The following is an 11,880-nucleotide window of genomic DNA, read 5'->3' on the forward strand; positions in this document are numbered from 1 at the left end:
CATCGCATCACTCTGGGGGCGTGCATTTCCCCTACGGTTGCCAAGGCCGTACCAAGTCGCTCACTCGAAAGACCGCCGTGGTCTTGGCGGCCATGGCTGGGTCGGCAGGTAGCGGATGGTGCCGGCCTTTGGCGATGCGTGTCGTGGTTGAACCGGGTGAAGCGATTGATCCGGCCCAGTTTGCGGAACCCCTAGACCCGGCTGAGCCTGACATAGGCAGTCTCGCGCCGAGCTTCTGCGGACAATATCCGCCGGAGCGGAACGCACTTAGCATCGCCTTCCTCATCACGTGAGTCCGTCTCTGTGGACCCGCAACTTGATCAGCGCCCGACCGCCCTAATTGGCATGTCCAACCAAACCAGTGTTTCCAACAGGAGGCTTTTCGCATGTTGACTGATGCACAAAGAGAAAAGTGGCAGAAGGACGGATACGTCGGGCTCGAAAGGTTCTTCGCTCCAGCGGCTCAGGAAGATATCTCTACCTTTGTCGAAGATATGTCACGCTGGGATGTCAGCGACGACAAATGGCTCATGTGGTTCGAGAAGACGACGGACAATCGAAAGATCACCTCCAAGATGGAGAATTTTCTCGACTTCCATGATCCATTGCGTCGTTTGCTCTTAGAAGATCAGCGCATAAAGTCAGCGGTCGAGGAGTTGCTTGGCGAAGATTCGCGCAGGCTCAAGGAGCTGCTGATTTTCCACTACCCCGACAGCGGCGGCTATCTCCCGCATCAGGACATTTATCACATTCCACACAAACTCCCGGACCGGATGGTCCATGCGGTGGTCGCCATAGGCATCGACGACTCCGACGAGGAAAACGGCGGGCTTTTCTTCAGCCCCGGCAACCACAAGAAGGGGGTGTTTCCTCTGGACGCCGGTGGGGTGATCGATCCTCAAGTTGCCGAAAAGTTCTCCTGGGAACCCGTAGTATGGAAGTCTGGCGACATCTTCATCTTCGACGATTACGCACCGCACTACTCACGACCGAACAAAAGCAATCGTTCTCGGCGGACACTCTACTTGGTGTTCCAGCGTGCTTCAACCGGCGGGCCGACCCGCGCTGAATATAACGTGCTTAAGCGCGCCCTTAACCCGCCCGAGGGCAAAGTGGCCGATCTCGACAATCTCAAGCCCCCAAATGGCATCTTCTATCGCGATTGAGCTCACGCAGCCAGGCGGAGGCATGCACACGAAACTGATCGACCGCTCAAAATGCGCGGACGGTATGGACGTCTGATTTGCGGGCTCGCGGAGCATCGACCGCAGCCCGTTACGACGCTTTGGCACGTGGATTGCGGAGGTGGTCGCAGGCGGTCTTCTGTGCGCCTACAGCCCGACTAGTGCCCCCCCTTGGTTGCCCGCTTGCCGGTCCAGAGCTGCACTATCCTGGCCGGGCCGCCAACGGGTCGGGCTGCCGTTTCTCTCCACGAATTGCACGGGAGGCTGTTGCGTTGGCAGCCGAAGGTCCCACTGCTTCAACAGCTTAGGTTGGTTGTCATGCGCAAATACACGTTTTCTCGAACGGAACTGTCGCGGGCGTTTGGTATCGACACGGCCACGCTTGGAACGGGCAGCGCTCGCACGGGGTTTTCATTCGGAAAGGTTGGACCCGGCGTCACATCCGAGCCCCATCGGCACGACGAAATCGAGGCGTTCGTGATCCTGTCAGGATCGGGCAATGTCACCACCGACCGGGGGGAAATCTCGGTCGAGGCGGGCGATGTCGTTCTGTTCCACCCTTTTGAAGCGCATGTGCTGCGCAATGACGGAAACAAAGACCTAGATTTCGTCGCTGTCTACTGGCGAGACGGCGAGGCCGCCCTTGATGCCGCTGCAAAGACCACGGCTCCACGCGGCCCAATCTTCGTCTTCTCCACGCCGCCAACGCCAAATGGCGATCTGCATCTGGGGCATCTTTCCGGCCCCTATTTTGGCGCTGATGTCTATACTCGTTTCCTGCGCATGAAAGGAGTCGAGGCCTATTACCTGACCGGAAGCGACGATTATCAGAGCTACGTCGCAACACGGGCCGATGCCGATCAATCGACGCCTGCAAACGTGGCGCGCTACTACGCCGACGAGATTCGCGCCACGCTTGCACTTCTCGATTGTGACGTCCACAGCTTCCAAGCCACAATGGGCGATGACGGTTACGGCGAGTTTCAAGCCGCCTGTTTCCGAAGTCTTCTGAGCAGCACGGCGGTAGATTTACGCCAGAGCCCTGCGCTTTTTGATGCTGTGACAGGCCACTATCTTTACGAACCACATGTTAGCGGCCTCTGCCCCGATTGCGGCGGGTCCGCGGGTGGCAACATCTGCGAGGACTGCGGCGCCCCAAACCTTTGCCACGACTTGGGCGCAGCCCGGTCACGGCAGTCTGCCGAGGCGCCGGTGGTCGGCTCCGTCCGCCGCCCGGAACTTGCCTTGGACCGATGCTACGACAATATCGACCGGCATCTAAGGGCGTCGGGCGTCCCGCTACGGATCTTGGATCTCTTCGCGCGCCTACGCCGACGTGGCAACTTTTCAGTGCCCATTACCCACCCCTCGAACTGGGGCCTGCCGGCCGAAGGGTTCCCGGGGCAAGTGATCTGGGTCTGGCCGGAAATGGCCTTCGGTTTTCTTTACAACATTCAGGCGCTCGGCCGCTTGCTGGGTCGCGACTGGAAGGCGGAGATGCCCGGCAACGACTGGCAGATTGTCCATTTCTTCGGCTTCGACAATTCATTCTACCACGCGCTACTCTACCCCGCTCTTTACGCCGAGGCCTTCTCCCACTGGACGCCACGCATTCGCTATCACGTCAACGAGTTCTACCTGCTCGACGGCAAGAAGTTCTCAACCAGCTGCCGCCATGCGGTCTGGGGCAAGGAGGTTCTGAGCCCAAAGACAGTCGACGTCGTGCGCCTTCATTTGGGCCTGACACGCCCGGAAGGTGAGCGGACGGATTTCACGCTCGACGCGCTGCGCCGCACCGAGAAAGAGGTGTTCCAAAGCATCTGGCTGAACTGGCTTGAGGCGTTGAACCAGGAAATCAAGCAGGATTTTGCCTGCCGTGTACCCGATGCAGGCGACTGGAGCCCGGTCGACCGCGCCTTCTTTGCTCGCATAGAGATCCATCGCGCTGCGATGGAGCGCGCCTATTCGGACGAAGGCTTCTCGGTTCGGCGCGCGGCCACTCAGGTCTGCGAATTCGTGCGCGATTGCGTTATCTACCGCGGGGCGCGAGACTTTGCGGCGGCGCGACGTTTCTATCCTGCCCGCAATCGGACTTCGCTAGCCCTTCAGACGACGGCCGCTGCGATCCTGGCACCGACGCTCGCTCCGCTGATGCCCCGCTTCGCCAAAACGCTGGCGCGAGGCATCGATGGCGCCTCAACCGAAACATGGCCCCGGTCCGTCCAGCGCCTTGCGCCCGGGACGCGCTTTGATCTCGGACCCGTGTTGGTGTTCTACGCCAAATCCGGCAATCCTCATCTCGACGACGAGGAAACGCTATGAGCCCAAAGGTGCACCAGTGAGCTGTCCCCATCTCGACCAGATCTGCGCGGCAATCAAAGCCGACGACGCCAAAAATCTTGACTCGCTGTCACTGGCGAGGGAAGCCGCTCTGAAACGGTAGAGACTAGATTAGCGGACCTGAACCAACGCGTCGTCTAACAACCCTGGCCCGCGCCTTCGAGGACCGCTCGGCCGATCGCTTCCCAGCCCTTGCTGTTCGTGCCGAAAATGCCGTGTGGGCTCGACTGGGCTGACCAACCTCTTCGGCATCGGGATTTCCGTCCTCCAGCCGGTCAAGGCTGTCATGCGGTTCGACCCGCTTGGTCAAGCTGGCGCGCCCTGGACTGTGCGCCGATCACCAATGTGGATGCGAATGTGATGGTACCTTCGATTCTGGCCGAGCGTGTACCGGCGCGGCAGTCAGCCGAAGAACAGCTGAGCTACTGATATCGGAATGGAGCAGGTCCAAATTCTGCCCCTGAAGCCGGATATTGCTCAATCAGCGTTGACGATGGCTTGGGTGCACAAGCTTCCAACCAGACCCGCGCAACGACAGCCCCGTCGCCTGAGGGTAGTCGGCGAGGACCGCCAAATCGCAAGCGTATCCTCCGTCGCATGCGCGCCGTCTTCGCCGAAATGCAGACGCTTGTCTCGTCGAGAGATACATCCAGCTATTTTAGGGGGCTCCTCAGGATTCGGTGTTTGCTCGGGTGCGGACCGCCCCTCAGTTCCCAATCGAGGAGCGATTCTACAATTCTACATGTTTGGAGATCGCTCGCTAAGTAACCCGTCTGTGAACCCTGCAAGCCGATGCTTCAGATGCCGCCCATGCAGAGGTATTTCATTTCGAGGTAGTCCTCGAGGCCATGGCGGGATCCCTCACGACCGATGCCGGACTGTTTTATCCCACCGAACGGCGCCGCTTCCGAAGACATCCGGCCGGTATTTACCCCGACCATTCCATATTCCAAGGCCTCGGCGACACGCCAGACACGCTTCAGGTTCGAGGCATAAAAATAGGCCGCGAGGCCGTAGATCGTTTCATTGGCATCACGCACGACCTGATCCGCATCTTTGAAGCGAATAATCGGTGCGAGCGGCCCGAATGTCTCTTCTTGCGCGACGGTCATCTCACTGGTGACACCGGTCAGGACCGTTGGTTGGAAAAACGTGCCATTCGTGCCGAGGCGTTTGCCCCCGCATCGAATTGCGCCGCCTTTAGTTACGGCATCGGCAATATGGGATTCAATCTTGGCCAAAGCCTGCTTGTCGATGAGGGGTCCGATGTCCACTCCGGGCGCGAAACCGTCACCAACTTGAAGTTGGCGAGCCCGTTCCACGAATTTCTCGACGAACTCGTCGTGAACGCCCGACTGGACGTAAAGGCGGTTCGCTGAAACGCAGGTCTGGCCGGCATTGCGGTACTTCGCCTGGATCGCACCGTCAACTGCGGCATCGACATCCGCATCATCGAACACGATGAAAGGTGCATTGCCGCCGAGCTCTAGGCTGACTTTTTTGATCTGGTCCGAGCACTGGCGCATGAGTAGGCGCCCGATCTCCGTAGACCCGGTGAAGCTGATCTTGCGGACCTTGGGATTTGTGCAAAGTTCGCGGCCGACCGCGTCACCTTCGGACGCATAGATCAGGTTGACGACGCCTTCGGGGAAGCCTGCCTGATGGGCGAGGGCGAACATTGCTCCAGCCACGAGCGGCGTCTGTTCAGCAGGCTTGAGGACGATCGTGCAGCCCGCTGCCAAGGCTGGCGAGATTTTGCGCGCCACCATCGAGGCTGGGAAATTCCATGGCGTTATCGTGCCGACGACCCCGATGGGCTGCTTGATCACCAACATTCGGCGGTCCATCGATGGTGCGGAGATCGTCTCGCCATAGACGCGATTTGCCTCCTCGGCGTACCATTGCAGATACGCCGCAGCATGCGATAGCTCCGATTTGGCCTCTGCAAGCGGCTTGCCCATCTCCGCGGTGAGAATTGCAGCGAGATCGTCGGCGTGGTCGATGATCAACTGATACCATCGCCATAGAACGTCGCTGCGCTCACGGGCGGTAAACCCTGCCCATCCAGGCTGCGCGACATAGGCCTTGTCGATCGCAGCGCATGTCTCTTCGACACCCATGTCGGGTAGTTCTGCCAGCACTTCGCCGGTCGACGGGTTGAGAACCTCGAATGTCCGCTCGCTAATCCGCGTGCCAAGTGTCGGCAGGCGATCAATGGATCGAAACAGGTCAGGGGATCTCAGGTGACGGGTGATCGGCAGGCACAGGGGCAATACCGGATTCCTCCTCAAACGCAGCAGGGGTGTATGGCAAGTGCGGTGTCTATTCCGGATGTCAAGTTCCTTATAGGGCCTCGGCCAGACAGCTAGCAGACCACGGTACCCAAGTGGAAAGGAGAATACCCTGAAATCGCTAGAAGATGCCTCGCGGTTCTACTAGTCGGGCTCGGCCGGTCAGGTGCGCGGGGGCAGGACCGGCCCGCGCGCAACCTTGCCATAGGTCTTCGCGGCCAGCGCCTTCACCGTCTCAGGCTCTGCGTCGCCGGCCACCACCAGCACGGCGTTGTTCGGGTCGGCAGCATTTGTTGTAGATCGTGAATGCGTCGGTGCCGTTCAGCTTGTCCATCTCCTGCATCCAGCCGTTGACCGGAATGCGGTAGGGCTGATCGGCCGCAACGTCGCGTTGACCTCCTCGTCCAGCAGACCTGCGGGTTCGTCTCTCTGCGCCAACGGCGCTCCTCCAGAATCACGTTTCGCTCGGTCTTGATATCGTCGTTGAGGATGAGGTTGAACATGCGATCGGCCTCGAAGCCAATCATGTCGCCCAAAGCTAGTCGTAGCGTTGGGGGCGTTATTGTAGCCGCCGCTGACTGAGACGGCTCGGTCGAACTCGCTGCCGGCGCGGTTGGTGGTCGCCTTGAAGATCAGACGCTCAAGGAAATGGGCAAGTCCGGATTTGCCGGGTGGCTCGTCGGCGCTGCTGACCTTGTACCATGTGAGTGACGACTGGCGCGCGGTGATCGCGGATGTCGATCCTTCCATGCCATAGTCGAGCAGGAAATCCACGATCTTGCCGCCGTCGGTGGCGGCCAGAGCCGGAGCGGTCGTCACCAGGGCCAGGGCGGTGGCAGTGAACGCCGTGCGCAGCCAGGGGGAGCGATCGATGGCTCCGGTTGGAAAGGCAAGGTTCGAGGCAAAGTGATTTGTTCCTCATTTTGATGAACGCGTTGCGTCTTCGCCTCCCCGTGGGGAGGATCGGCGGGCAGCGCCGAGCCAGACCAACATGCGGCCAGGCCTCACTCGAGCCTCATCTTCGGATGGACCCAGGAGACCTGCGGCGGTGTTCTTGGCGAGGTGGTCATTGGACGGATTTTCCTTGGTCCGCGACGTCTGCGGACGACCATGCATGCACCGTGCCAGATCAGAAAACCATTCGAGGCATGAAGACAAGTCGGGTCTGACATGTTGCGCATCCGACATTATGGGCCATCGAACAGGGCTGAAGGCGACGCGAGCATGGCTGAGAGTATCGTCTTCCTTCGGAAGACGATGAGGCGCGCTGCCGGGGAGGGGTACACGATGCGCTTCGAAGGCCGCTGCACTGACGGACAGAATTGAGATGTTGTCGCTCCAGCGCTCGCCGTGGGGCATGCAGGCAACATTTGTCGCTGCAGGACAGCAGCACCGAAGCTGTGCGCGCTTGCCGTTGTCCCTGGGCACCAAACAGGAGAATTAGCAGTCGCGATTGATTTCATGTGCGTAAAATACCGCCTGGTGCGCTCGGCTGCAAATGCATGCCCGGCGGAGTGGTCGCTTAGGTCAAGAGCATCGCGTGAGTAACAGCCTGACCTTGCTCAATCTGATGCGCGCTAACCGCCTCGCCGGATTGTGGAACTGCTCGCGGGTGGCTTCTACCACAAACAGCAAGGTCATGAAATCAAGCAGGAAGTCGTCAATCGCTTGGGCGATTGTTTCTGACTTGCCCTTGAACTGGTCCAGCAAAACGCGCGCGCTATCGATCGCTTCCACGCTGGTCGCATCGATCAACCCCTCGACCCTCTTGAAACAATCCAACACGAAACTCCTTAAGGCGCTCCCAAGGTGTTATGCACGAAGGCAGCTCCGTGAACTACCCGGCCTTTGACCTGGCGGCACGAGCAGCGGTCGGCCTTACGTCCCGCGCCTCCAAACCCGAGCCATCGACGTGGCGCTGAGGAGCGTTGGAAGAAATTGTGCGCTTCCGGCCACGCTCAAGCGGTAGTCTAGGACAGTGCTCGCTGGCGGCTACGCCCACAATGGAGTGTGCCAGCTGATCGGGGCTTAACAATTTTTCGCTTTTTGCTGCGCCCAACTCTCGGCTATGACTCGGACAGGCCTAATGGCCTGCCCACGTTGCATTGTAAAAGAAGGAACAAGTATATGCCGACTGGAACGGTAAAGTGGTTCAACAGCACCAAGGGGTTTGGATTTATCCAGCCCGACAATGGCGGTCCGGATGTTTTCGTCCACATTTCCGCTGTCGAACGCGCGGGCCTCTCGACCCTCGCTGACGGCCAGAAGATCAACTATGAGATCGAGCAGGATCGCCGCACGGGCAAGTCCTCCGCTGGCAGCCTCAGCAAAGCTGGTTGAAATTTTCTCCTGCGTCCTGGCAAGAGTAAGCACATAAGTCCTCACGGCCGCTCGATGGGACCGAGCAAAAACTGAGGGCAGCAGATTGCTGCAGGCGTCGCGAATTCCTCATGAAACAAGGTTGTTTGAAAGGAAGGCGGGGTTGGCCCCGCCTTTTTATATGACGCGCAGATTAAGCCGATGGCTGCAACGCTCCAGAACGAATCTCGATGAATCAAGCCGCGACCTTCTTGCGGGTTCGCTTCGTCGGCGCAGGCTCCGGCGCTTCCGGCGCCTTCGGTTTGCGGCCGAGCCCCATCGTCTTGGCCAATGTCGAGCGCGCCGCGGCGTAGTTCGGCGCGACCATGGGATAATCCGCCGGCAGGCCCCATTTGGCCCGATATCCATCCGGCGTCAGCCCATAGTGGGTCGACAGATGGCGCTTTAGCGATTTGAATTTCTTCCCGTCCTCAAGGGAGATGATGTAGTCCGGTGTCACCGATTTCCTGATCGGGACTGCAGGCGTAAGGGCGACCGGCTCTTGCGCAGAGACACCTCCGGCCGTCGCTCTCAGAGCCGCATGCACTTGGCCGATGAGGGCAGGGAGATCCCCCACCGGGATCGGATTGTTGGAGACATAGGCCGACACGACATCGGCGGCAAGCTCAATGAGGGTGTCGACGTTTTTTCCGGCTTCTTCTGTCATGAAACTCTCCAGGCGGTGAAACATAGTCAGCAAAGCGTCGCTTCATAGGGCCGGTTGCCGCCGAAAGCAATAATGTCTCGACAGCGTTATTGCCAATGCTCGTCCAGAAGCGACATCGATGCGCCATATTTCCCGTCGTGACGCTGAGCCACTCGTTGTTGGCGACGCTGCCGAGGTGCGTGACGCGTCCCGGCTGTAACTTTGCGTCGAATTTGCTAGTAGTCTCGGGCCTAAGCGCGGTATTTTTGTCTCGGTATTACTTCTTTGGACTGTGAATCGAGGGATCGTGATCGCTTGCTGGTGGGCGTCAGGGACGATGGACGTTCATTGGCAATGGCCAAATGTAAGTTCATCGCCCGGTGAGCCGCTCTTCCAAGGGGCTGGGAACCGCCGCTGGTAACCAAGGACATCAATGTATTTCGAGGCGTTTCTTAGCCGGTCCTCGCTGCGGACGACACCTGTTCCACGATATCGAACAGCGCGGCGACACAGGCAGCTTCTCGAATCTGGAGCGGCTTCTCGCAAGTTGGCGCCGCGCCGAGAGGCCGGGCAAGGACAGTGCGTCGCCTGCTTCAATCTACGCGTCAACCAGCCAGCGACGCTTGTCCCATACGAATCCCGCGACCGGCCGTGTGATCTCGCCGGTAGTCGCCCCGGCCCTCTGCACGAAGCCTCGGGATGTGCTGATGATCAACCAGGCCACAAAGGTCGACGTCCTGAAGCAGGGATCACATGAGTTTGCCACTATGCGCAGGCTTGCCATGCGCTTCCGCGGCATTTTGCGGGGCCTGTGAATTGGGCGAGCTCGACACTTCGATCGACGTGGCGTCAACTCCGGGTCCGTCGCCATCACGCGTTTCGGTCGGGTTCCTACGCCGTGACGCTGACGCCGTTCGCGATGCCATTGAACTACCGTGGAGCAACGGCCAGGCGGAAGGGCTGATCAACCGCCTCAAGACGATTAAACGTACCATTGGGCAGAGCGGGCTGCGAACTCATTAGGGCGCGCATGCTGCCACTCAGCCGGCCTGATCACCACACAAAGCGAGGAAGAACCTGGTCAAGTGCAAAGCGACAATTGCCTCGACAGCGGGTCCCGGAAGGTTTATGCTGCCCAATGTTACCGCAATCCGGAATGGCGATTGAGTACCTTCACGAGTGAAGGGAGTGAAACTTTTTTGTCGGCCAAATTGTTGACGGAACGCCCGGCGCCCATTGTTGCTACATGTCTAGATTCTTGGGGCGTTTTGGATGATGCAATCCACCATCTCACTCCAAAGGGCAGTGGAATCTGGAACAATGTCGCTTTTGTTCGCACGACATCCTTCGTGCCCGATTGGCATATTGTCTTTAACTCTGCTTCTCTTTTTGGGCTCCCTGTTGATATCGAGGCGAGCCCCAACAGGACAATTTTTGCAATCGGCGAACCGCCGACGAAAGCTCATCGTGCATTTCATGAAGGGCAGGGGAAAAATACTATCGTCCTGACGTCTGACGCAGAGCTGGTTGCTCGGCAGAATGCAGCTCGCCGATTCGTTTTGTCTCCACCGATCACTCGGTCTTGGTCTGTAAACAAGACATATGACCAACTTCTGGTCAGCGAAGTCATGGATAAGCCACTTCGGCTCTCATGGATTACCAGTAACATCGCCCTGCTTAAAGGACATCGGTATCGGCTGGCGTTTCTGGAACGGCTAAGAAAGGAGCTCGATTTTGACCTGTTCGGCCGAGGTTTTCGGCTGATTGGAGATAAATGGAACGCACTCGCACCTTATCGCTACAGTATAGCGTTCGAGAATACTCGTGCTGATTACTATTTTACAGAGAAGCTTATGGACTGCTTCGTCGCTGAAACAATGCCGATCTATTACGGCAGCCCGGCAATCACGAGGTTCTTCCCTTCGGACTCTATGGTTCTGATTGACCCAGAGGACAAGAACGTAATCCAAAAAATTCAAGAAATTATCAACTCAGACCTCTGGAAGGAACGTCGCGGCGCAATAAGAGAGGCGAAGCGGCTGGTCCTCGAGAAATACAATACGTTTGCCTATCTCGCGGGCTTCATCGAAAGCGTTCAGGATAAACCCTTACCGCCAGAAATTATACACATCGAATCGCCTGAAGTTGATTTTTCGATAGACGAATGAAGTACTCCAACGCTCGCTCCGCGTGCCCGGCGGTTGGTGGTCTCACGAGATCGGTGCGGAACGCCCGGCGGAGAATGCCTGCTGCGCAAACGGGCCGGCACGGGCGCACAAGGTCATGCGCCCCGGCTGCCGCTAATCAGACGAACTGGGGAAGGCCAGGAACGGAATTGAGGACCTCGTCCACGAGTTCGTCGCCGGCATGTTCCTTGGCGCAGGCGATCGTCTCGTTGGCGAGGGCGGCGATCTTTGCCATGCTGAGACCCTCACTCATCAATTGCTGCCCGAGCCCCATAAGGCCGCCACCCTCTGGGTCGTCCCCACGATACTTCGCTACTAATTCCGAAGCTCCCGGAATGGCCTCGATCATGCGCGCGCCGGGACCGTCGGCCGCGTGGCTCCGCAGGAAACCCAGCATTAACCCAACGGCCTTCTCTGCGACAGCCGGGCCGATGCCGGCACCAGTGGCGATGCGCGGTAAGATTTCTTCCATGCAGGGTCTCTCTCTGTTTGATTACGTTTACAAGGGGCCGGTCCGGCGCCCCGCGCCTTTGGCCGAACCACAATTGAACTCCACAAAATAGGCCAGCGGAGGTGCTATTGCGCCTAAAACCGCCTCTGTCAACGCAAGCTGCGTCGGACGTGCGTGTTTCCCAAACCGAAGATCATTCCAATTCACTTCATTACGCACTGGCAACCGCACAGTTTGCGTTGGCTCGCTTATGAGCCAATGCCCCGCGCCCGTCAAATGATGACGACAACATGGTCATCGCCTAGGATCTGTGGATCAAGGTGTGAGGCAGTTGCAGCGGGTGGACCTGCTCAAGCGCCGCGCCATCCTCGCGTGATGGGATGTTCGTAGAAGCGGAGCTATATGCCGGTGTGACGATCGATCA

General features: G+C 58.7%; 8 protein-coding genes and 1 pseudogene. 4 read left to right on the forward strand and 5 right to left on the reverse strand.

Annotation, left to right across the window (positions count from 1 at the left end; all coding sequences use genetic code 11):
- The first annotated feature begins 386 nt into the window (after positions 1-386).
- The gene (locus X730_RS138590) at positions 387-1,166 is read left to right on the forward strand and encodes a phytanoyl-CoA dioxygenase family protein (protein WP_023827439.1); all 780 of its coding nucleotides are present in this window, start codon (positions 387-389) and stop codon (positions 1,164-1,166) included.
- A 336-nt stretch (positions 1,167-1,502) separates the two neighbouring features.
- A complete protein-coding gene (locus tag X730_RS138585; protein ID WP_023827440.1) occupies positions 1,503-3,506 on the forward strand; it encodes a class I tRNA ligase family protein in 2,004 nt (667 codons plus the stop codon).
- A gap of 815 nt (positions 3,507-4,321) precedes the next feature.
- Here X730_RS138585 and X730_RS138580 read toward each other — a convergent pair.
- The 3 genes and pseudogenes from X730_RS138580 to X730_RS138575 form a co-directional block, all read right to left on the reverse strand.
- Positions 4,322-5,797, reverse strand: a complete 1,476-nt coding sequence (locus X730_RS138580; protein ID WP_023827441.1) for an NAD-dependent succinate-semialdehyde dehydrogenase — start codon at positions 5,795-5,797, stop codon at positions 4,322-4,324.
- 183 nt (positions 5,798-5,980) lie between these two features.
- Positions 5,981-6,643, reverse strand: a pseudogene (locus tag X730_RS1000000166785) (pitrilysin family protein); the annotation flags it as partial.
- Between the two features lie 699 nt (positions 6,644-7,342).
- Positions 7,343-7,570, reverse strand: a complete 228-nt coding sequence (locus tag X730_RS138575) for a hypothetical protein (RefSeq protein ID WP_245260682.1) — start codon at positions 7,568-7,570, stop codon at positions 7,343-7,345.
- Between the two features lie 372 nt (positions 7,571-7,942).
- On the opposite strand from X730_RS138575, the gene X730_RS138570 reads away from it, so the two are divergent.
- The gene (locus tag X730_RS138570) at positions 7,943-8,155 is read left to right on the forward strand and encodes a cold-shock protein (RefSeq protein WP_023679670.1); all 213 of its coding nucleotides are present in this window, start codon (positions 7,943-7,945) and stop codon (positions 8,153-8,155) included.
- Positions 8,156-8,369: 214 nt separating this feature from the next.
- Here the strand turns inward: X730_RS138570 and X730_RS138565 are convergent, their stop codons facing one another.
- On the reverse strand, positions 8,370-8,840 hold the full coding sequence (locus tag X730_RS138565; protein ID WP_023783325.1) for a MucR family transcriptional regulator: 471 nt from the start codon (positions 8,838-8,840) through the stop codon (positions 8,370-8,372).
- A gap of 1,142 nt (positions 8,841-9,982) precedes the next feature.
- Between X730_RS138565 and X730_RS1000000167790 the strand changes: the two genes are divergently transcribed.
- On the forward strand, positions 9,983-10,987 hold the full coding sequence (locus tag X730_RS1000000167790) for a glycosyltransferase family 10 (protein ID WP_155922532.1): 1,005 nt from the start codon (positions 9,983-9,985) through the stop codon (positions 10,985-10,987).
- A 136-nt stretch (positions 10,988-11,123) separates the two neighbouring features.
- Here the strand turns inward: X730_RS1000000167790 and X730_RS138560 are convergent, their stop codons facing one another.
- The gene (locus X730_RS138560; protein WP_023827444.1) at positions 11,124-11,477 is read right to left on the reverse strand and encodes a hypothetical protein; all 354 of its coding nucleotides are present in this window, start codon (positions 11,475-11,477) and stop codon (positions 11,124-11,126) included.
- Positions 11,478-11,880: the final 403 nt, after the last annotated feature.

Origin of the sequence: Mesorhizobium sp. L103C131B0 (assembly GCF_000502275.1) — a bacterium.
Taxonomy (GTDB): domain Bacteria; phylum Pseudomonadota; class Alphaproteobacteria; order Rhizobiales; family Rhizobiaceae; genus Mesorhizobium.